23 protein-coding genes, 1 tRNA gene and 1 pseudogene are annotated in these 20,907 nt (G+C 56.3%); 10 read left to right on the top strand and 15 right to left on the bottom strand.

What is annotated here, in order from left to right:
• Nucleotides 1-67 precede the first annotated feature (67 nt).
• Nucleotides 68-466, bottom strand: coding sequence for a DUF6957 family protein (locus tag NPS29_RS11285; RefSeq protein WP_274132619.1), 399 nt, complete (start codon nucleotides 464-466; stop codon nucleotides 68-70).
• A gap of 709 nt (nucleotides 467-1,175) precedes the next feature.
• Nucleotides 1,176-1,574, bottom strand: coding sequence for a hypothetical protein (locus NPS29_RS11290; RefSeq protein ID WP_274132620.1), 399 nt, complete (start codon nucleotides 1,572-1,574; stop codon nucleotides 1,176-1,178).
• Nucleotides 1,575-1,937: 363 nt separating this feature from the next.
• Here NPS29_RS11290 and NPS29_RS11295 point away from each other — a divergent pair, with 363 nt between their 5' ends.
• On the top strand, nucleotides 1,938-2,402 hold the full coding sequence (locus NPS29_RS11295; protein ID WP_274132621.1) for a helix-turn-helix domain-containing protein: 465 nt from the start codon (nucleotides 1,938-1,940) through the stop codon (nucleotides 2,400-2,402).
• Nucleotides 2,403-2,721: 319 nt separating this feature from the next.
• On the opposite strand, the gene NPS29_RS11300 is transcribed toward NPS29_RS11295, so the two are convergent.
• The 3 genes and pseudogenes from NPS29_RS11300 to NPS29_RS28860 form a co-directional block, all read right to left on the bottom strand.
• Nucleotides 2,722-3,174, bottom strand: a complete 453-nt coding sequence (locus tag NPS29_RS11300) for a hypothetical protein (RefSeq protein ID WP_274132622.1) — start codon at nucleotides 3,172-3,174, stop codon at nucleotides 2,722-2,724.
• Between the two features lie 184 nt (nucleotides 3,175-3,358).
• On the bottom strand, nucleotides 3,359-4,624 hold the full coding sequence (locus tag NPS29_RS11305; protein WP_425312488.1) for a methyl-accepting chemotaxis protein: 1,266 nt from the start codon (nucleotides 4,622-4,624) through the stop codon (nucleotides 3,359-3,361).
• Nucleotides 4,607-4,948 (bottom strand): annotated as a pseudogene (locus tag NPS29_RS28860) (PAS domain-containing protein); the annotation flags it as partial. The pseudogene NPS29_RS28860 and the gene NPS29_RS11305, both read right to left, overlap by 18 nt.
• Nucleotides 4,949-5,747: 799 nt before the next feature.
• Here NPS29_RS28860 and NPS29_RS11310 point away from each other — a divergent pair.
• Nucleotides 5,748-6,638: a DUF6216 family protein gene (locus NPS29_RS11310; RefSeq protein WP_274132624.1), complete on the top strand. Its 891-nt coding sequence runs from the start codon at nucleotides 5,748-5,750 to the stop codon at nucleotides 6,636-6,638.
• A 33-nt stretch (nucleotides 6,639-6,671) separates the two neighbouring features.
• Here the strand turns inward: NPS29_RS11310 and NPS29_RS11315 are convergent, their stop codons facing one another.
• The 4 genes from NPS29_RS11315 to NPS29_RS11330 all read right to left on the bottom strand — a co-directional run bounded on the left by NPS29_RS11315 (nucleotide 6,672) and on the right by NPS29_RS11330 (nucleotide 9,005).
• On the bottom strand, nucleotides 6,672-7,370 hold the full coding sequence (locus tag NPS29_RS11315; protein WP_337993888.1) for an HAD family hydrolase: 699 nt from the start codon (nucleotides 7,368-7,370) through the stop codon (nucleotides 6,672-6,674).
• 9 nt (nucleotides 7,371-7,379) lie between these two features.
• Complete coding sequence (locus NPS29_RS11320; RefSeq protein ID WP_274132625.1) at nucleotides 7,380-7,769, bottom strand: DUF6957 family protein; 390 nt, start codon at nucleotides 7,767-7,769, stop codon at nucleotides 7,380-7,382.
• A gap of 135 nt (nucleotides 7,770-7,904) precedes the next feature.
• A complete protein-coding gene (locus tag NPS29_RS11325; protein WP_274132626.1) occupies nucleotides 7,905-8,234 on the bottom strand; it encodes a hypothetical protein in 330 nt (109 codons plus the stop codon).
• Nucleotides 8,235-8,267: 33 nt separating this feature from the next.
• A complete protein-coding gene (locus NPS29_RS11330) occupies nucleotides 8,268-9,005 on the bottom strand; it encodes a metallophosphoesterase (RefSeq protein WP_274132627.1) in 738 nt (245 codons plus the stop codon).
• 117 nt (nucleotides 9,006-9,122) lie between these two features.
• On the opposite strand from NPS29_RS11330, the gene NPS29_RS11335 reads away from it, so the two are divergent.
• The gene (locus NPS29_RS11335; RefSeq protein ID WP_274132628.1) at nucleotides 9,123-9,578 is read left to right on the top strand and encodes a transcriptional regulator; all 456 of its coding nucleotides are present in this window, start codon (nucleotides 9,123-9,125) and stop codon (nucleotides 9,576-9,578) included.
• A gap of 180 nt (nucleotides 9,579-9,758) precedes the next feature.
• Here NPS29_RS11335 and NPS29_RS11340 read toward each other — a convergent pair whose 3' ends face one another.
• From NPS29_RS11340 to NPS29_RS11365, 6 genes are all read right to left on the bottom strand, one after another.
• Complete coding sequence (locus NPS29_RS11340) at nucleotides 9,759-10,676, bottom strand: hypothetical protein (protein WP_274132629.1); 918 nt, start codon at nucleotides 10,674-10,676, stop codon at nucleotides 9,759-9,761.
• A gap of 123 nt (nucleotides 10,677-10,799) precedes the next feature.
• Nucleotides 10,800-11,249, bottom strand: a complete 450-nt coding sequence (locus NPS29_RS11345) for a hypothetical protein (protein ID WP_274132630.1) — start codon at nucleotides 11,247-11,249, stop codon at nucleotides 10,800-10,802.
• A gap of 17 nt (nucleotides 11,250-11,266) precedes the next feature.
• Nucleotides 11,267-11,905 carry a hypothetical protein gene (locus NPS29_RS11350; protein ID WP_274132631.1) on the bottom strand — a complete coding sequence of 213 codons (639 nt, stop codon included), beginning with the start codon at nucleotides 11,903-11,905 and terminating at the stop codon, nucleotides 11,267-11,269.
• Nucleotides 11,902-13,566, bottom strand: a complete 1,665-nt coding sequence (locus NPS29_RS11355; protein WP_274132632.1) for an ATP-dependent helicase — start codon at nucleotides 13,564-13,566, stop codon at nucleotides 11,902-11,904. Before NPS29_RS11355 ends, NPS29_RS11350 begins: the two co-directional genes overlap by 4 nt.
• Nucleotides 13,563-15,518 carry an ATP-dependent nuclease gene (locus NPS29_RS11360; protein ID WP_274132633.1) on the bottom strand — a complete coding sequence of 652 codons (1,956 nt, stop codon included), beginning with the start codon at nucleotides 15,516-15,518 and terminating at the stop codon, nucleotides 13,563-13,565. The genes NPS29_RS11355 and NPS29_RS11360 overlap by 4 nt, the downstream gene beginning before the upstream one ends.
• A gap of 735 nt (nucleotides 15,519-16,253) precedes the next feature.
• Nucleotides 16,254-16,344: transfer RNA gene (locus tag NPS29_RS11365), tRNA-Ser, on the bottom strand.
• Nucleotides 16,345-16,587: 243 nt separating this feature from the next.
• On the opposite strand from NPS29_RS11365, the gene NPS29_RS11370 reads away from it, so the two are divergent.
• The 7 genes from NPS29_RS11370 to NPS29_RS11400 all read left to right on the top strand — a co-directional run bounded on the left by NPS29_RS11370 (nucleotide 16,588) and on the right by NPS29_RS11400 (nucleotide 20,863).
• Complete coding sequence (locus tag NPS29_RS11370) at nucleotides 16,588-17,262, top strand: Bax inhibitor-1/YccA family protein (RefSeq protein WP_166594835.1); 675 nt, start codon at nucleotides 16,588-16,590, stop codon at nucleotides 17,260-17,262.
• 116 nt (nucleotides 17,263-17,378) lie between these two features.
• On the top strand, nucleotides 17,379-17,771 hold the full coding sequence (gene tusD, locus NPS29_RS11375; protein ID WP_274132634.1) for a sulfurtransferase complex subunit TusD: 393 nt from the start codon (nucleotides 17,379-17,381) through the stop codon (nucleotides 17,769-17,771).
• A gap of 1 nt (nucleotide 17,772) precedes the next feature.
• Nucleotides 17,773-18,135: a sulfurtransferase complex subunit TusC gene (gene tusC, locus NPS29_RS11380; protein WP_274132635.1), complete on the top strand. Its 363-nt coding sequence runs from the start codon at nucleotides 17,773-17,775 to the stop codon at nucleotides 18,133-18,135.
• On the top strand, nucleotides 18,135-18,434 hold the full coding sequence (gene tusB / locus NPS29_RS11385) for a sulfurtransferase complex subunit TusB (protein ID WP_274132636.1): 300 nt from the start codon (nucleotides 18,135-18,137) through the stop codon (nucleotides 18,432-18,434). The genes tusC and tusB overlap by 1 nt, the downstream gene beginning before the upstream one ends.
• Nucleotides 18,431-18,766, top strand: coding sequence for a TusE/DsrC/DsvC family sulfur relay protein (locus NPS29_RS11390; RefSeq protein WP_274132637.1), 336 nt, complete (start codon nucleotides 18,431-18,433; stop codon nucleotides 18,764-18,766). The genes tusB and NPS29_RS11390 overlap by 4 nt, the downstream gene beginning before the upstream one ends.
• A complete protein-coding gene (locus NPS29_RS11395; protein WP_274132638.1) occupies nucleotides 18,763-19,764 on the top strand; it encodes a glycosyl transferase family protein in 1,002 nt (333 codons plus the stop codon). The genes NPS29_RS11390 and NPS29_RS11395 overlap by 4 nt, the downstream gene beginning before the upstream one ends.
• Before the next feature lie 97 nt (nucleotides 19,765-19,861).
• Complete coding sequence (locus tag NPS29_RS11400) at nucleotides 19,862-20,863, top strand: glutathione S-transferase family protein (RefSeq protein ID WP_274132639.1); 1,002 nt, start codon at nucleotides 19,862-19,864, stop codon at nucleotides 20,861-20,863.
• Nucleotides 20,864-20,907: the final 44 nt, after the last annotated feature.

The raw sequence follows: 20,907 nt of genomic DNA on the forward strand, positions 1-20,907 counted from the left end.
TGCCATGGGAGCGGGCCATGCACTTGCGCGCCACCGACCCGAAAATTTGAAGAATGAAGCAGGGAGATCACCTACCGATTGAAAGCACCGCCTGCCCTGTCCCACGAACCCGAGTACCGGGCCCCATGAGCACGTATAACGTGTTGACGCTCTCGAACAGAAACCCATCTGTGAATGACTTCATGAACGTTGTTCGAACCCAGTCGCCGCGATCACGCTTATGCTGGCTGTGAAACAGCACGTTGCTCGCGTAGACGATCTGAGGAGAGAGACCGTCCTGGGCCAGGGAACGTCGCAAGTCATCGTTCACTTGGACGTCGATAATTCTCCATTCACTGACTATGCAGAAAGGCTTTCGCCTTCCTTCCACGGCTGCCGCAGCCTCCTCCGTGGATCCGGAGAAGCCATCAAGTGGCGTTCCAGCGCAAGTGAGCAGATCGATTACTGTGTTTGTCGCATCGCTCATGGTTTACCTCGTTGAGCCAAGACATCGCGCAACCTCAAGAGGGCCTCATCAAGTGTCAGGCCACCCCTTTTCGGAATCAGCAGCTCAGCAGCTACCTGCATCGATAGACGGTTTATCCCGAGGTCGTTCAGCGTCTGCCAGGTATGACTCAGGGCCGGAGGAAAAGGCGCGCGTCTCACCAACGCGGCGGCCTCTCGTCGCGCCTGGAGATAGCCAGGCTGATCGATCACCTCACTAGCATCGATCGAGACTCGACCGTCACACATTTCAGTGTCTTCAGGCGTTTCAGTGAATCGGTGTTTGCCTGCTCCTCAGGGCTGCAGCGCTTGAGTTTGAACACCCAACGCAGCAGCCTCCTGACCAACCTCGTCTTCAATGAAGCACCCGTTCCAAGGGCATTTCACCGTTCTCATGCTGCCAGTGGACAATCACGTAAGTGCTGCCTGACAGCGTCTGGCACAGCAGATACCCCTCGGACAGAAACACCTTTTGAATCGCAGAAGTCCGAATGTGCGCACCCTGCTGGAAGCGGCGCCTTGCGTCGTTGAAGACAAATCCTGTCAGGAAGGGAGGTTTGAATTCGGTGCAACACAAGTACCCCGTGATGGGGCACCCAAAATCGACTCGTTGAGCCACTAATACGCTGGATGGAACCCCCACTGCCTGAATCCCTCATTTTCAAAATGCTGAAACTAGGCCAGCTGGCCTCTTAGTGAACCCTGTCGAAACGATCCAGCGCGCCATTTTCATGAAGCCAATGAGCGACGACATACCGCCCACCATCGTCCGCCACCACCACTTCATAACCCTCCTCCCAATATCGATCGGATATAGGTGGAGTGTGGATAGGCAGCCCCTCTGGCAAGACGTTGCGATGATCGCAAAAGAGCAGGCCTGTCATCCGAGGAGGCCTCTCCAACGCACAGATCAGGTAGCCGACGATGTCTGTATCCGAAACAGCCCTTCGCGCCCGCTCAACGACGGCGGGAAGTCGGTAGAACCTGAGGTCGTTCAGGGAAGCACCAAACGACTTAACCCAATACGCCGCCCTAAAACCCTCCTTTTGCTCAGACATGACTTGGGGAAACCACAGGCGCAGGTTCGACATTATTCAATTCACGAGACCCTCTGCCGAATCAGCACGTGACGGGCCACAGTACGGATTTAAACCACGGCGCTGCATCACTCGGATGTCACCTCTATTGGCCCGAATCTATCCTGGCGCCCAACGATAACGCCGGTGTCGAAACCGAAATTCGCCCAAGTTCGATTTATCTATATATTGGTCGTGGATCGGTCGCATGACCGATGTCACGTCCCCAACCACGCCATCTCAAGCTGATGTGCTGCCGCCCCGCGACCACAGCGGCTGTCAGACAGCCTGAACGCTAATCGTCACTCGACCAAATATATAGAGTTGAGTGACGCATAGCAAACGCGGCATATCGTCGGTTTTGTAAGTAGGCCCGAAATGTCCTTGCGTAACGCCTTGGCTTCAGCGCTGCAGCTTCTGAGAACAGAGCGTGGATTGTCCCAGCAAGCCTTGGGCGGCACGATCACGAGCCAACACATCAACTTGGTGGAAAACGGGAAGTCTTCCCTGACCACGGACTCACTCGATGAAATCTGCAAATCGCTGCAGGTGCATCCTGTCGCGTTCCTGGCCCTCATGTACGCGGCTCACGAGCAAAGTTCGGCTGCGGATGTCCTGACGGCTGCTCAAGCCGATCTGGACGCCATGGCACTTCTCAACAGGGCGATCAATGCCGCGCCCGAGAAAAAACCTCATCCTCGGGTTGCCAAGGCGGCGCAGGTCACCGTCTCCATTCAAGCAATGAAGGATGCCGGGCACAGCCGTGCCGAGGTTGCCAAAATGCTGGGGCTTTCAGAGCCAACGGTGAGACGCCACTGGAATCGTCCCTTGGCGTTAGGCTGAACGTTCTTGCCCCGCCGTATCAGCGGGGCAAGCCATCGACTCCTGCAGCCGACTCAGTTTTTGAAGAAAACGACGGCAGCGTGGATCAGAGTGGCCCCAACTTTCAGAGCATCCATGATCAAGACCACAATCTCTCTGCGCCTTGAGTGAGGTCGCTCACCGGATGTGAGCGAGCGTCGAGGCTCTGGAGGGTGTATGGACAAGCAGCGTTGAGCAGCCCCATGTTTTCTAAAACATTGCGGACAGGTGCGACTTTTCAGAGGCGACATAAAATAATCCCATTCGAATTTGGAGGTGGAAAAAGCTTTCGAAGGGGGGATCAACGCAGGCGGTGGCGATAGCCGCTGAGTTCAGGGCCATCCAGGAAGAGAGGAATGTTAAACACGGCACGCATTGCGCGAACCATGAGAGCTCTGGCTTGGCGGCGCTGCTCGCGCAGGTCGGCGATCAGCTCAGCAAGAAATTTGCGGTGGCGAGAGAAAACGGCATTTGAGCCATATACGCCAATGGCAGTGTCTACTGCATTGAGCAACCTCAGTACGCGGCAGTAGAAACTCGCTTTTCTCTCCTCACTGACTTGCCCCAACGCTCGCTCAGCAAGCAGAGTGGCTAGCGAATGGTTCAAGTGCTCCTTGCGAATGTCGAACACGGGGCCACATTCTTGCTCAAGCCTCGCTAGCTCGATTTTGATCTCTTGGGTGACAGGATCGAGCACACCGTCAGCGTGCGCTGGCAGTTCGTTGTGCTGTTCCTGTAAATCGTACTCAACCATAGGGATTCTCTTGAGGTGCCCCGACGCCAAAGATATCGACTGCCAGCCAAGCCTGCAACGGCCACTTTTAATCCCCCAACTCAGCCAGGCTGGAGCAGCCGATACGCTATTGGCCTTGAAGAGCCTTTCCCCAGTTGCGATTGAGCGGATCACAATGGCCTCATCGTGACGAGGCCACGTACACCTAACCTCTGAACAAAACAGACAGATCCAGCTGAGCATTGGCTAACTGGCTTATCTTCCCGCCGATCTCATCACTCACTTTGGCTTGCGCCGTACTCTCGCTGGCAAGACCAGCGATATGCGTAGTCTTCTGGTTGATGTCCTCAGCCACCACGCTCTGCTCCTCAACAGCCGCAGCCATTTGCGTACTGGTCATGCTGATGTGATTGATCTGGCGAGCGATCGACTGCAAAACCGTTCGTACCGCATCTACGTCATCGTTCGCCCGTGAGGTCGCAGCGGCGCCTTTTTCTACAGCACTGATAGCCGTACGACCGCCTTCCCGAAGCGACATGATCGACTCCTGGATCTGGCCTGTAGCATCCCGGGTTCGTGAGGCGAGCGCTCTGACCTCGTCAGCAACGACAGCAAACCCACGCCCGGAATCACCGGCCCGCGCAGCCTCGATCGCCGCATTCAGCGCAAGTAGGTTTGTTTGCTCCGCAATCCCGTGAATGGCGTCGGTGATGCCACTGATGGACTCAACCGCATCGGCCAAAGCACTCACCTCGTCGCCGATATCTCGAACGCACGTGGCCAGAAGATCCGTGGAAGATTTGCTTTGCATCGCAGCACTCTCCCCGTCAGTGGCGAGCTGATCGGCAGCGCTCGCGGCATCTGCCGCACCCTGAAGACCCCTGGAGAGCTCCTGAATAGTGAGAGTCATCTGCTGCATAGCTGATGCCGACTCTTCGGTCTCCACCAACTGACGTTCGAGCCTGGCGACCTGAGCCTGAGTTATTCCCAGAGAGTCGCTGGAATAACCCAAGAGAACCTTGGCATTGATCTGCGCCCGACCTGCCAGCGTGCGCATCCTGACCCCCAACTGGTGAAGGGCTGCTTCTAGCACTGCGCCATGACGAGACTTGTCCACATACACGTCAGCCAACAATGGCGAAGGCACGAGCTCTTTTTGGTTCGTGGATAAGATGTGCGCCCGGCTACGGCCCCGAACCCATTGTGATGCAATCGTCCATCCCACCCCGATGAGAAGTACGCCACCCCAGGTTGGGTCGAGGGCTTTGACGCTCATCGCAACGCCTGTCGACAGTCCAAGAACAACCACCGGCAGGTACGAGAAAAGCGCTGAAATACGTGGCAGTAAGCTGCCGGTACCGCTGGGACTTAGGTGGTTATAGACCTTCTCCGCGCGGCGCTGCACGACGGGATTCAGCGGGTGATAAAGCGCGCCGAACGCAAAAATGTTGCCCGCTTTGATCAGTGGCATGAAGTACGCCTCACACCAGAAGGTTTGGCCTTCCTTCGACCTTCCACGAATGGGCGCGCAAAACGGCTTGCCACCGCGCAACTGCTTGTAGCCCTCCTCCATCAGTGCACTTGGCATGGACTTGTCGAAGATCAGTTGCTGGTTCTTCCCCATGACCTCGTCGCGGGAATAGCCGCACATAGCGAAGTACTCATCATTGCAATCGATGATCTCGCCCTGAAGGTTAATCCGGGAGAACGGCAGCACGCCCATCACGCTGACATTGTCAGCAGCAGATCTATTGTTGTCTGGCACAGCCCTACCCTCAAACCGTGAAAAGCGCATCGCCAGCGCTACTACTGTGCATGTCACCCTGAGGTCGCTGCTCTAGCGACGCGGAGAATTGCACATCAGGTGGATGTAAGTGATGCCCGCTCAGCCACGGTCTTTGGGTCTACCGCAGCCCCGGCGTGTGCCGGTGCAACTCATCTAAAGCGTGACGATTAGACCGGTCACGCGGTGCCTGGTCTATCCAGTTTGTTCAGGAAAACAAGCCATTAAAATCGATATGCTTCGCACAGAAAGCGAGAGACGTTGGCGGGTCTTGATGGGGATTCAGGAGGCGGGATGCGGGATGCGGGCGAGATGAGGTGGCTGAGACAGTCACCGGAAAAGTGAGTCTGCTTGCGAAGGGCTACTTCCGGCCATGTGCCGCAAGGCCGCGTGAAGCACGGAAGAAAAAAAGGTGATGGACTCAACGAGGAGACCAGCGAGTCCATCACCTAAGGTCACAGGCTATTAATCGGCAAACCCGAAGCCATCGTCACACCCGCTCCAGAGGAGTTTGTGAAGTGCGACGGTGGCAGAACAAGGCAAGTGTCTGGTACCACTCAACCTCATTTGTCAGTCTGCCGATGCGGGGTAATTGGCCTACCCGACGAGTATGTCGATTTTCACCGCGCGCTGCGTTGGTCAAGCACGAAGGGGGATATCACCGAAACCGAAGGGAGATTTTCGGCGATGAGAGGAATCGATTTCGCGGGCTTTTGGGCTGAGATCGCTGGCCCGTTCCGTCCAACGCCTGTAGTCGGCAAGCGCCGCCCATCGGCGTAAACTGCGCGTTTTTGAGCACATGGATGTTGCAATGCCGGATCAGAAATACCTTTCGTTGCTGTCAGCGGCTGCAGATCTCTTTGAGCGATTCGCCCCTTTGTTGGGCTTCGCCGCACTCGTGGTATTCGTGCTGCTGAGAACCCGGTCGTTGTTTTTCGTGTTTTACCGAATCCAAAGCCTGATCGGCGGAGCCCAAGCATTCCATGATGAACGCGTGCAAAGGCACTGGAAGTCATTCGAGGACATGCAACGGCTCAACCTTTGGTTCGGTTTGAACCTGACTTCGTCACGCGCGATGCATCAACTGTTCGCCTGGATGGATCGGCACAATCTGAGTGTCGGTGAAATTTCCCGGTCAATGACGTTTTTTGATGCCAACAGACTCGAATTTATCTTCCCCAAAAATTGGTACCTGAAGCTTGATCTGATCTGGCGGTCGTCGGCATTGGTGATTCTGGGTTTCGGGGCGATCATGTTTTCCTGGTCGGACTATGCATTGTTGTATGTGAAGAAAACCCACACCCTGTTTTGGGTGGCTGGAGGGCATGCATACAGCGCCGGATACCCGATCAGCTCATACTTCGTTGACGGTGGTAGCTGGCACCTGCGCGATGACTACTGCCTTTTCACCAACGCCATCGCGCCGCTCGCCGAAGAGTGGGACAAGCAGGTCATTTGTCACCTGGTTCTGGGCAATCGAGAGGATTATGTACAGGATGCCATCCAAAACCAGCATTGGTTAGGGTGGTTCCTGGCCGTTCTTTTTCTGTACGTTTCCTTTCGCCTGATGCGTTACCTGATCAGCAGAAAACTGGCGCTCAACATCCACGAAAGGGTGACAGCTAATGCCCGGCAGAGATTGGTCAGGCAGGGAACATTAACGGGACAGGTATCCGGCCAAGCCCCCTCTGATCCCGCTTGATGGGTCGTAGATCTCATGGCTTATCTCAAGGCGTTAGGCTTCTTGAGGGGTGTTCCGATCGATCACCATCCGAACGAACTGGACGAGGTCTTGAATTTTCCCGCGACCTGAGCGATCCAGGTGAAATCCCATAACGCCTGCGTCGCGAGGCCCATCGCGGTCACACCGTTGCGAATCTCCGATCATTAGCACCCGGCCTGATGTGTCATTGAAATAGTGGCCGGGCTCCACGCCCATCTGGTCGCAGATCAGTCGGTAAATAGCGGGATCGGGTTTCATGACCCCCGCTTCAAAACTGAAAGTGTAACCGTCCATATGCGGGAAGATTTCTCGGACTTTTGGGCCATAAGGGCCGGCAAGGTTGGAGCAAATTCCGGTTTTAATGCCTGCCGCACTCAGGAGCGATATGGCTTCGATTGCATCCGCATACGGCTCGATCGAAGACAGCTCCACCTCCATTCTGCGGTAAAGCTCTTGGCGCCGCGACGGCGTCAACGCCACTCCAAGGGTTAAAGCCATGTCATCGAGTGACAGGTTCGCCGTCATCGCGATGTGAAGGCTGTCGGGTTTTAGCTCGACACCTTGGCGCCGGCCCTCACGAATCAACTCGCGGTACGGGTTCGTCCGCCGGCTGATGCGCACTATGGTACCGAACGCATCGAAGACGACGCCGCTGATCACGGCGTTGGAGTCGCTGGTGACTCGTTGCTTGCGGCTGTTGCCATGGCTCACCTCAAATAGTCAGAACTGGCGCACGACAGCCGAAAGGGACATCGACTTGCGCCGGCCATGCCCCAGCAGGACATACAACTTGTTGTGCGTCTGAAAAAACATGTCATCGGTGAAACGCACCAAAGGTGTCGAGCGAAACCAATGGAACTTGGAATTCGTAGAGCTATCGAATAGCACATTGAAGACCAGCAGCATGATTGGCTGCATACCCTCCAAAGCAAGCTCCTCGACGACAAGGTCAGGAGCATCCAGATCGAGCCAAACCCATTCGTCAACAATGCAAAAGCTGCGATCGGGGAATTTTTCCTGGGTGACCCGGATGGCTTCTTCAAGCTCGATATCTGCGCCCTGCATAACGGAGCTCGGGCCGATCATCTGCTGCACATCAATGTCCGACATGGATTTTCCTTTTCCATAAATGGCGGGGTTGGGTCTTTCTTGGGCTCTGGCTCTGGCTGTGGCTTTGGCTTTGGCTTTGGCTTTGGCTTTGGCTTTGGCTTTTAAGAATCGGTGTTTTTTGCTCTCAGGTGGGGGCTATGGGTTCGAGGCAGTGCCGTCTCGCGTCATCGAATAAATCACGGTCTGCTCCACGCCATCGACCTCTTCAACCATGAACAAAAGGAAGCTGACGATCACATACCGCTCACCGCTGACGGTGACTGCGATTGAATAACCCTGATCCTCATCCATGGTCGCTATGTCGTCGGTGATAACTGTGTCGCCGTTGCCCGATCGCTGGTGGATGTCGAAAAACATTGCACCCTTGAAGCCAGCACCTGCTGGGCGGGCATCGAGCAAATAACCGCTGATCTGGCCTTCGAAGGTGAGCTTCGTGGCCTGTATCAGCTTGGCTGGAAAATGCACTTTAAAAACCTCTGTTCGGCGATCGCCAGTTACTCAAAGCGTGATCACGCACTGGTTGTCGAAACTCACTTCTTCACCTGGATAACCTCTCGGGTTGGACAAGAACCTGATGCCATTGATGGTTTCGTCCACCGGCACATGAGTGTGCCCAAAAACCCACAGGTCGATTTTCATATCCAGGAACTCTTGCCAATTGTTGCCATAAGCAGCACGCAGATGCGGATGCTTGCCGTAGTCAGGGACGAAATGCATCAGTGGTGGAAAATGCGTGATCACCACCGTCTTGCCATCGAACGGTTGCTCCAACTCCCTGCGCAGCCATTCACGCGACTGCTGGGCAACTCTTCGGGTTTGCTGGGGCACCAGCGTTCGATACTGCGGCTCGACCCGGATCACCTTGTAGTCATTCATGAGCGCACGGGCCTCCAACATCGCCAGGGGCGCGTTGCCCGTGCCTTCAAAATCCGCCCATCCTGTGCACCCCACAAAGCGGACACCATCCAGGGTCAGCGTGCGCTGCTCCAAGAAATGCACGTTTGAAGCACTGGGCGAATTCAATCGATCAAGCGTTTTGTCCCAGCTCGATTTGTAGAACTCATGGTTGCCGGCGACAAGAATCGTCGGCTTCGAAAAGTGCTCGCCAGCCCAGTCGGAACTTCGCCCTTTGATGTTGATGTCGCCAGCCAGAATCGCAACGTCATAAAGGGAAGGATCGGGCAGCTCAACGGGCTCGAACTCGACGTGCAGATCCGACATCGCAAGGAGTCGCATGAGTCTTTTTACCGTATATTGAAAACTGGGAATGCATTCTTAATGAATGGTATACGCTGACGATGCTGGGCGTCAAAGCGTGGCTTCATTCTTTTCTTTTGTGAGCACATCCAAAAGATGGAATTTCAGCCGACGTTGGGCCAGGTGTTGCGCGAGCTTCGGGTCGCTGCAGGGCTAACGCGCGAAGCCTGCGCCGAGGTATTAAGCCGGCCTCACCTGGCCAAGGTTGAACAGGGCCAGCAAGCCATAACGGCCATCAAGCTGCATTCCCTTTGTGAGCTGTTTGGAATTCCTACCAGCCAAGTGCTCCTGGTAGTGGAGGCTCGCCTGCGTGGAGTTGATCTGGACGACTACAAAGCTTCGTGGGATGTCCAGGTTGATCGCCTCATTGGCTCGGGTGGGCTGGTGAGCTCGCCTCAGGAATCGGCGGTGAGGGGTGTGCGCGGCAAGCGCGCGGACGAAACCATGGGGGCTGTCCGGAAACTCCAGGCTGAAGGGCTTGCGAAGATGATGGTCGTGCGCCAGTTGGGTATCAGTCGATCGACCGTGGATAAGTACTGGGTAAAAAGCTAGGCCTGCTGCTGATCAGCGGGAAGAATTGAGCAGCGCCCTGAGCTGACAGACGTTGAGGCTTCTTCCCAAGTAAAAACCGTCAGAGGTGATCATCCCTCTGTGTGGCAATCTCGCGTAGGTCGCCCCCTTTCAGAGGGAGGCTGCTACAGTCCTCGGTGCTACCGAGTACTGACCGAACAATCATTTATCAGCAGTGCTCAATTTCCTGTAACGCTCTACGAAATCGCCCCTGCTCATTACTTTTAGGTTCTGCACAGCATCACGAGCTTTGTTCAGATAGGCTGGCAAGGCGTCTAAAGAAATCACTGTTACCGACTCGATGCTGTCAATTAGTGTATCTGTCAGTGAGCTTTCGATATTCCGGATGGCTGGGCGCTCAAGCGTTTCGCTGATAACTTTGGCAATTCTCTGGCACGCCAATTTCAGCTCCGGAGAAGCTCTTTGATAGACGCTGATATGTGAATGCACTGTCGTCAACATATCCAACGATTGGCAAGATGCTGCCTGCGACAATGAAACGTCATCATTCAGCACTCTAATAGGTGCATTTGTAACCAAAAGCGATCCCAATACCGGGATAGGCAAGCCTTCATCATTCCCTTTAAACACCGAATAGTGCGAATGCAGTGCGTGAGGCAGGGCATATCTTAATTGCTGAAGTCCATGCCGAATCTTTTGAGGGTCAGCCGTGGTACTGGATAACGACACACCTCTGTTGCAATAAATCCTGGACTCCAATGTATTCAGACTGGAAAGATCCGTCGCCATATAAGGGCCCAGCCAGTTAAAAACGGATAACGTAGAAAGAACCTCTGGCTCATGACGAGCAACTTTTGAGAACACCCACTCAACAGAAGGCGAAGCGTACTTGCATTCTATTAAAAGTCCTAAACTTACTAGTTCTCCCAGCGTCGCTCCCGTACCAGCGGAAGCGATTGCCAGCAAATCCACGGAAAAATCAGTGTCCTCCCCACTTTCATTGGCTCGACTATAAGAAAACTCACCCTGATTGTGGAATCCACATTCAGCAATGATAGCCGCCACCTCATGTTCAAGAATGAGGCTGGACTTCAGCAGGTGCTCGATCCGTTTATCCATCGTTTATTTTCTCTAGATAGCAACTTGATATCACCAATAATATCAAACTGAGGCTTCACTGCCAGATCTATCAATCATCAGATTATCTCCAGGCTGAACGGAGGATTTAAGAACCATCCAGATTTAGATGGCTTCGATCACACGCCGCTCACCTTCCGCAATCAACTTGGGAATAAATTCCGGATCCGTGGATGTCCGGGGCTCATGATCGGGAGCATGGATGCGCTTCACGTGAGCGGTGATAGCGTCAGCGATGACACAAGCGTCTTGCTCACCCCACCATTGGGAAAGCCCCTCTGCCATCGCGCTGGTGGGTGTGCCTTCAAGACCCACGTGCATCAGGAAACGTGCGGTCTTCATCAGATGAGCGTCGAAAGTGGCAAACAGGTATTGGTTTGAGTCATCGGCATGACTCTCGTTGACCCGCTTAACGAAATCGCTCAGATGAGTGATGTCCCAAGCTGCGTTTTTTACACCAGCAATGGCAGCAGCTCGGTCGGCAGAGCCCTTATTCTTGAAGACCTTCTTCTTCGACGGGGAATGGGTTCCAAGATAAATGCTGGCAAGCATCATGGCCGGCCCAGCGAAGATCAATCTATCTGCCATCCAGTCCAGCAGACGAAGCGCCTTATCAACGCGCGCCCTGCTCCGAGATCCAATTCGAGGATTTTCAGGGCAACAATGTAGTTGCGGTTCCAGCGGAAGATCGGTCGCGCCATGTCCTCAATTGCCACGATTTGAGGCGTATACGATCCAGAGACACCATTTGAACGCCCAAGCGCCACGTTGAGCATATCTTGGAAAGGAGCCTTATCAGCAGCTCGAAACCATCCAAGCTCCTCCTGTGCGACCTCATTGCCAAGGTTATGGGCAAGTTCATGGTAGGAAACACTCGCCTCAAACTGGATACCCATTACCTGCGCGAAACCGAGTAATCCGGCGCAGAGACAGAGCTGCCGATCACCTGCTGTTTCACGCCCTTTCGCTAGTTGGGCGATGCGCGAAGCCACATTGCGATCCGGCAATATCCAGGTCGTAACGCCCTGGCTGTTTGCGTATAGGTGCCCTGCTGGGTGATACATACCGACGTCAGGTACACCGTAGCCTGGGACGAGAATGTCAGCGGCTTCCAGCAGAGCGGCAACTTCCGTGAGGTCATCCAGGGGGAAATTGGCAGGAAGCTGCCAGATCGTGGACTGCGCGCGATCCTTTGATTTATTCACGGTCATGGTGTTTGCCAAGTCTGAACGTAGCCAAGAAATTCTGCATGGGGCCTGCGCCCGATACGCCAGCTGCTGATATCAGCAAGCTTGTCCCTGGTCTGAGCCGTGGTGACGACCAGGCGCCTCTCGGCCCGCGAGATACCGACGAAGAATGTACAACGGACTTCATGGGTGTCCCTGCCCCAATAGGCCTCCTCCTCGACGCCAAGTAAGATGACCGAATCAAACTCCAGGCCCTTGCTCTTGTGCACCGTCAGAATCCGGATTGACTGGTCATCAGACAGTTGAGCTAGCGCCTTTAGCAGGTCAGGCTCCTGCACCATTGCCGCGTCAATGTATTTCTTGAGATCGCGGATAATCTCTTTCAAGCGATCACGCGCCTCGTAATCCGGTGAGAGGCCCGTCAGCAGGCTCACACCCACCATCGACAGAAACTCTTTCAGCAGCGTCCACCTCTGGGCGTAGTTCTTCGCGGCGAGATCCTCAGCAGCAGTCTTGCGTGCCTCCTTGATAAATCGGTTCCAATCGTTTCGCACGGAGCCGCCGTGGTCGTCGTCATCGGCTGGAATGATCCGTCGCAGCAACCGCGTCCAGGCTTTCGGCTCGCGCGAACCATAGAGGCACAGCAGAAAGTCCACAACGACCGAGGCTACGGGCTCGGTGGTGATGTCCTGCATCTGGTTCTCGTTGCGGTAGGCAATACCCAGCTCATCGAGAGCGGCGGTTAAACGGGCTGTATAGGCCTCGGGATAGCTCCTGAGCAGTACCGCAATTTTGGAGGGCGCAACGCCCTCTATGTTGATCCAGATATTGATTTGATCGGCAAGGCTGACCGCCTCGTCAGTACAGTCATTGAAAGACTGAAGCAGGATCTCGCCGCCCTCTCCGCCCAAGAGTTCTGCGGGCATTTCAGAGCCTGGATCGAGCACCTTTATGAGGTCGTTCTGCAGCCTGAGAAGCTGAGGTTGCGAGCGAAAATTGCGGTAGAGATTGAGATGTGTGGCTGCAAAATCCGCTTCAAACTTTCCGAATACGCCGTCGAGCGCGCCGGCCCAGCCCATGATTTTCTGTTTCACATCCCCGACCGCAGTGACCCGGCGCGCCGTACCGCCAAAAATCTTGCTGACCAGCGCGTACTGCTCGTCCGTGCAGTCCTGAAACTCATCGAGGAAGACGTCACTATAGGTCTGTCTGATGGCATTCACGGCCATGGGATAGACGTCCAGGATTTTCAGGGCCAATGGGATCAGTAACCCGAATTCGGTCTGGACAGGATGTGCCTTCCCCTTCGGTACCACTCGAAAGCCCGCATCTAGCGCATCGTCACCGGTGAGAACAGGGCGAAATCGCTCGATAATCCTCTTCGCGAAACCATGGAAGGTGTAGCTGTCGAACCGGCTCGCATAGTCGGGCCCGCACCGCCGCCAAACCCGCTCCTTGAGGTTATTGCTCGCATCCACCTTGAAGGCGATGGCCAATATCCTCTTCGGGTAACGGCATGCCCCCGTGGTCAGCAAAAAGTCAGCGCGCTGGGCAAGCAGTTCAGACTTACCGGCGCCCGGGCCTGCAGTCAGCGCCACGCACCGTTTGACCTCCCTGACCGCTGCCTCCGCATTTGGCTCCAAAACAATGCCTTCGGAGGGCTTCCAATCCTCCGGCGAAATCATTCCGACAGCCCTTCGATCTTGGCGATCACGAAATCTGCTAGACGATTGAGGGACGCAGGCATCTTGGCTATCAGCTGATCATTTGTCAGGTTGGAAAGCGCTTCGATATGCGACTTGGGCTTGCTGTCCAGCTTGAAGCGCTTGTGGTACACGACAAAATGCTTTCGCTCGATCAATGAATATTGGAAACGATCATGATGACTATCACCCAGCACGGACTTGGTCTGCCCCTGCTTCGGAACAACCAGGTCTTCAGGTGCCATACCGTACGCAAGCGGATAAGCCCTGAGCATCGAAAAATCCAGATCCATCGGCGCGGAAAAAAATACGCCCAAGGGCTCTAATTCGGCAATGTAAGATTTGTATTGCGGATCCTTCTCAACCTTCAAGATTCCATGGATCGGATGGTTCCATGCGGGTAAATTTTTGAGCTGATCGTCTGTCAGGTACAGATCACTTGGCCGATGCTTTTTCATCTCCGTCGCGACGTATTTGATACGCCCCCATCCCCCGCCAAAGCGGGCAACGTCCAGATCCAATAGGGTGATGTAGGGAATCTTGAGCCCACTCAATAGTTTCCAGAAATGGTTAACATGGCGACCACCCAGAGGAGCAATGGTGATGGCCGCCTCGTCGACCATCAGCCCCTTGGCAGCCAGCAGCCGGGGCAGGACTATCTCCTCACTGTCGCCCTCCCCCAAGATGACCAGGCGGGAAAAATAGACCTCTGGATAGGCCTGCACAGCCTCCCTCACAAACTTGTAGGCCTCCCCCGTCTCATTGGGCGGCATTTGAATTTTCGTCACCACGGTGCAGCGAGACTCGTCCAGCCTCAGGTACCTGATGGCTGAAGGGTCTACGCGCCGGAGCATCGAAGGCGCGTGAGTCGCAATCAGAGCCTGGGAGTCGGCGAATTTGGAGTCGCCAACCAACCCTTTGAGGGATGACACGATTCGCCCCAAGTAATGAGGCGACAGGCTGTTCTCTGGCTCTTCAAGGGCCACGATGGTGAACACCGCAGGGCGCAGCTTCTCAGCATCAAAGGAGTCGTCATTCCCGTGCAGCACCGCGCGCCCGACAGCCTGGGACGACAAAACCAGCGAGAGATACAGCATCGATTTTTGGCCATCACTCAGCCGTGAGAAATCGACCAGTTGCTCGCCATGACCTGGGGAGAAGGACACCGAAAGATGGCGCAGCAGCGACTCGATCTCGTTGGCCATGAAGGTCACGCTCGGCTGCGTGAAGAACTGGCCCTTATGAAGCTCATTCCAAGTCTTGGTCAGGCCGGCACTGAGGCTGAGTACCGATTCATTCTGAGTCAGGCTCTGGGAGATATCCGTAGTGAGCTGCTGGATGGTCTCGCGCTGCTCCGTCCAATTCACGGCTCGCAGCAGACGTCCCAGCAAGGCGTTCGCGCCATAGGCGATGTGGTCAGCCGGATCTCGGCGAGCCGGGAGATAGTGAACCTGGATGAAGTTCCGCTCGTCCCTGGGCACCGGGGCGGTATCGACCGGCTTGTCATCCTCATCCACGTCCAAGACATATACGAGGCTCTGCTCGATTTCATCGTCAATGCCAATGGTCGCGTCCAGGCGGTACCTTACCCGGGGCACACCATCCAGGGTATCGAGGCGCATGTGCCCAAAGTGCGTTGGGATCGTCGGGTGTTCGTTCTCGTCGTCGCTGAGCTCTGGAAAGGTGAACTCAGTCTCGATCCACAGCGCTCGCTGATCTGGAGCTTGCGTCTCATCGTGTGGGACGAAGAAATCCGATTTACGGAGTCGCCGCTGATTGGGATCAAACGAAAACAGGCGGCAAAGCGCCTGGAGAGTTGCGGTCTTGCCGGAGCCATTGGGCCCGATCAGGAATGTGAGGTCAGACAGATCAACGATTTCTGGTTCTGCACCAAACGACTGAAAACCACAGATGCGAACGAACTGAAGCTTCAAAATAGAATCCTTTCCAAGTGAGGTCAGCGATGCTTGAAGATATTAAGGTTGAATCGCAACCAGATGCTCAATTAACCCAACGGTGAACGTCGCCGGCACCCAGCTAATCCCACCGCAAGCGATGTGATTGGACGAATACGCCCACCTCTCGCTAACCGGCAGTCATCAAGCACCCAAGGCCGAGTTTTTGCGGGATATCTATCCGGTCTGCACGAGAAAGGGACGAAGACCGTCAAGCGTACGCGAGCATCTCACGGATCTTACGTCCCCAAGTTTTATCGTGGATCAGACGTTTATGGTTGTGATCGCCGTTGATGATCTCGTCCTTGGTCAAACCATTCCGACCTTGGAGATGATCGGCTCTCAAAAAGAACGAGGCTGATAGTCGGTGTCTGGCGGGCAAGCGGAAGAGGTTACTCCGAGCGAAGCCGTCGGAGGAGTTTAGCTCTAAAAATGGAAGACACTCGGACGTGGCAATAGGTAGTCAGGTCAGATGGTCAGACTGCTCACAGCAGGCGCAATATCGATGAAAGCCCATGAAATAAGGCTTTTCTCAAGTGTGCAGTTGAAGACCTCAAGGCTTACCTGTGCGCAGTAGAGTGCAGTAGCTTGCAACTGGCGGGCTGCATACTGCTGACTCTAGGCCTCAGTAGCATGGACGCGCCTGCAGGGTGTGAGAAATGGCTAGACACAAAAAAGGGCTTAGATCGCTCTAAGCCCTGATTTTACTGAGTGTGGCGGGAAACCAGGGATTCGAACCCTGGGAACGCTATTAACGTTCGCCGGTTTTCAAGACCGGTGCATTCAACCACTCTGCCAATTTCCCGAGTGCTACGATGCTGAGGCGTGAAGCGTGCAGTCAGGATGTACCTAAGATAAGAACTCAGGGACCTGTTACAGTCGGCAGTTTTCAAGACTGCTGCCTTAAACCACTCGGCCACACCTCCATTGCGTTGCGGGCGCCATAATACCGTAATGAAACAAGCTGTCAAACTCTCTGGCTCGCCTGCACCTGTGGCTCTGTTATGATCTTTGCAACGTTAGATTTCAAACCATCAGGAGTAGCGCCATGCGCGAACAGGATTACGCAGTCAACAACCGCGTGCAGGTCGAGCAGCTAGAGGTTAGCCGCGTCCTGCGCAACACATACGGCCTTCTGGCCCTGACCCTCGCTTTCAGCGGCATCATGGCGTTCGTCGCACAGCAGATGAACGTGCGCTACCCGAACGTCTTCGTGGTGCTGATCGGCTTCTACGGTCTGTTCTTCCTGACCAACAAGCTGCGCGATTCGGCCTGGGGCCTGGTGTCGGCGTTTGCGCTGACCGGCTTCATGGGTTTCATCCTCGGCCCGATCCTCAACCGCTACCTGGGCATGCAGGGCGGCGCTGAAATCGTTTCCTCGGCGTTCGCCATGACGGCTCTGGTGTTCGGTGGTCTGTCGGCCTACGTGCTGATCACCCGCAAGGACATGAGCTTCCTGGGCGGCTTCATCACCGCAGGCTTCTTCGTGCTGCTGGCGGCGGTGCTGGCGAGCATGTTCTTCCAGATCAGCGGTCTGCAACTGGCGATCAGCGCAGGTTTCGTGCTGTTCTCGTCGGTGTGCATCCTGTTCCAGACCAGCGCCATCATCCACGGCGGTGAGCGCAACTACATCATGGCCACCATCAGCCTGTATGTATCGATCTACAACCTGTTCATCAGCCTGTTGCAGATCTTCGGCATCATGGGCAGCAGCAAGGACTGATCCTCTGCCAGCTTGAACAAAAAGCCCGCTTCGGCGGGCTTTTTGCTGTCTCGGGTTCGTGAATTCTTTATCATGGCGGCCATTGTTCCTCGCAACGTCCGCTGACAGAGCCGCTCATGAAGTTCGCCATCGCCCTGTATTCGCCCGCTCACGCGCCCTCCTCGCGCCGTGCCCTGCTGTTCGCCCAGGCTGCACTGGCGGCCGGGCATGAGATTGTGCGGCTGTTCTTCTATCAGGACGGCGTGCACAGCGCGTCATCTACAGTGGTCACGCCCCAGGACGAACTCGATGTGCCGGCCCAGTGGCGTGAGTTCGTGACGAGCAGTCAACTTGATGGTGTGGTGTGCATTGCAGCGGCCCTGCGCCGTGGCGTGCTGAACGAAGAAGAAGCCCGGCGCTACTCGCGAACGGCGGCCAGTATCGCGGCGCCCTGGGAGCTGTCGGGGTTGGGGCAGTTACACGATGCGGTGCAAGCCGCTGATCGCCTGATCTGCTTTGGAGGGCCTTGAGATGGCCAAGTCTTTGCTCATCATCAGCCGCCAAGCCCCGTGGTCCGGCCCCAGCGCTCGCGAAGCCCTGGATATTGCATTGGCAGGCGGCGCGTTCGATCTGCCGCTGGGCATGCTGTTCCTGGATGACGGCGTGTTGCAATTGCTGCCCTCGCAGAACGCCAAGGCCTTGCAACAGAAAGACCTGACCGCCAACCTGCAAGCACTGGAAATGTTCGGTGTCGAAGACCTGTTCGCCTGCGGCACCAGCCTTGCCGAACGGGGAATGTCGCCTGAGGCACTGAATGTCGAGCCGCTGAACGTCCTGCAGGATGATGAAATCGCCGCGCTCATTGACCGTTATGACCAGGTGATCACGATCTGATGTCGACCTTGCACGTGTTATCTCACTCCCCTTTTGCCGACTCGCGCCTGAACACTTGCCTGCGCGTGCTGGGCGGCGAAGATGCCATTCTGTTGTGCGGCGACGCGACCTACGCGCTGAACGCCTCCACGGTCGCGCGCCAGGCGCTGGACGCCCGGGCCGACAAACTGAAACTGTTCGTGCTCGATGAAGACGCCAGTGCGCGCCACATCGAACTGCCCGACTGGGTGAAAGCTATCGATTACCCGGGTTTCGTCGAGCTGTCGGTGCACTATGACAAGGTCAACACCTGGCTATGAACGCACTCAACGTCAACGGGCGCAGCATCGCCCTGGACAAGGACGGCAACCTCGAACACCTCGACGACTGGTCTGCCGAGGTCGCCGAAGCGCTGGCGCGCGAGGTGGACATCACCCTGACGCCCGAACACTGGGAAGTGCTCGAGGTGCTGCGGGCGTTCTATGCCGAGTACCAGTTGTCCCCGGCCACCCGCCCGCTGGTCAAGTACACTGCCCTGAAGCTGGGCGCTGAAAAAGGCAACAGCCTGCACCTCAATCGCCTGTTCAACGGCACTCCCGCCAAACTTGCCGCCAAGCTGGCGGGCCTGCCAAAGCCGACCAATTGCCTATGACCGACTACGCCCCTCTCGTCCTGCAAACCCCTGCCGAGCATCCGTTCGCCGAATTCGTGCGCATCCTGGGCAAGGGCAAGCGCGGTGCGCGCAACATGACCCGCGAAGAAGCCCGCCAGGCCATGGGCATGGTGATCGATGGCAAGGTGGAGGACGCGCAACTTGGCGCCTTCCTGATGCTGCTGCGGCACAAGGAAGAAAGCGCCGAGGAGCTGGCCGGTTTTACCGAAGCGGTGCGCGAACGCCTGAATGCGCCGCAACTGGCGGTGGACATCGACTGGCCCACCTACGCCGGCAAGAAGCGTCATCTGCCGTGGTACCTGCTCGCCGCCAAATGCCTGTCGCAAAACGGCGTGAAGGTGCTGATGCACGGCGGTGGCGCGCACACTGCAGGCCGCCTCTACAGCGAACAACTGCTGGAACTGCTGGGCATTCCGCTGTGCCGGGGCTGGCAGGCCGTGGACGACGCGCTGGCGCAGCACAACCTGGCCTTCATCCCGCTGGGTGACTGGGCGCCGCAACTGCAACGCATGATCGATTTGCGTAATACCCTGGGCCTGCGCTCGCCGATCCACTCACTGGCGCGCATCCTCAACCCGCTGGGTGCCCGTTGCGGGTTGCAAAGCATCTTTCACCCCGGTTACCAGGCGGTGCATCGCGATGCAAGCACGCTGCTGGGAGACCACGCCATCGTGATCAAGGGCGACGGTGGGGAGGTCGAGATCAACCCGGACACCATCAGCCACCTCTACGGCACCACCGGTGGCCAGGCCTGGGATGAGGAATGGCCTGCATTGTCGGAGCGGCGCCATGTGAAACCAGCGACCCTCGACACGCAGCAACTGGTCGCGATCTGGAAAGGCGAAGCCGAAGACAGCTATCCGCAACTGGCGCTGATTTCCACCATCGCCCTAGCCTTGCGCGGCCTTGGGATGCCTCGTCTTGAAGCGTTCGAGCGTGCCGAGGCGTATTGGGCAAACCGGAACAGATCGATTTAGTCGATTATTACACCCCAGTCTTTGCGCTATTTCTTCGAACGATTCTCTTTAGACTGATCTCCAACGCACAACAGTGCACACACTTTTGGAGTCAGACATGGGCCTTCTCGTTGAAGGACGCTGGCAGGACCAGTGGTACGAAAGCAGCAAAGACGGGGCGTTTCAACGCGAACAGGCCCAGCGCCGCAACTGGGTCACCGCAGACGGCCGCCCTGGCCCGTCCGGCGAAGGTGGCTTCAAGGCCGAGGCCGGCCGCTATCACCTTTACGTTTCCCTGGCATGTCCGTGGGCCCATCGCACGCTGATCGTGCGCAAGCTCAAGGGCCTGGAAGACCTGATCGATGTGTCCGTGGTCAGCTGGCTGATGCGCGAACACGGCTGGACCTTCGACAAGAGCACCGGCTCCACCGGCGACGCGCTCGACGGCCACACCTACATGTATGAGCGCTATCTGGCCGACACCGCCGACTACACCGGCCGCGTGACCGTGCCCGTGCTGTGGGACAAGAAGCTGCAACGCATCGTCAGCAACGAGTCGTCGGAAATCATCCGGATGTTCAACTCGGCATTCAATGGCCTGACCGGCAACACCCTGGATCTTTACCCTGAAGCCCTGCGCCCTGAAATCGATCGTCTGAACGACCGCATCTATCCGGCGGTGAACAACGGTGTTTACCGTGCGGGTTTCGCCACGTCACAAGGTGCTTACGAGGAGGCTTTCGACGAAGTCTTCGCCGAACTCGACGCCTTGGAACAACTGCTGGGCGAGAAGCGCTACCTGGCAGGTGAATACCTCACCGAAGCCGATGTGCGCCTGTTCACCACGCTGATTCGTTTCGACGCGGTGTACCACGGCCACTTCAAGTGCAACCTGCGCCGCATCGCCGACTACCCGAACCTGAGCAACTGGGTGCGCGAGATGTATCAGCTGCCGGGGGTTGCCGAGACGGTCGACTTCACGCACATCAAGCACCATTACTACGCCAGCCACGCGACCATCAACCCGACGGGTGTGGTGCCAAAGGGGCCGGAGCAGGATTTCAGCGGTGCGCATGACCGTGCACGGTTGAGCGGGAAAGGTATTTTGCAGAACGCCTGATCGGTGACGGCATCGTAGCAGCACGGCTTGCCGGCGGGGGCGAT

The organism is Pseudomonas putida, from assembly GCF_028682175.1.
Taxonomy (GTDB): domain Bacteria; phylum Pseudomonadota; class Gammaproteobacteria; order Pseudomonadales; family Pseudomonadaceae; genus Aquipseudomonas; species Aquipseudomonas putida_AD.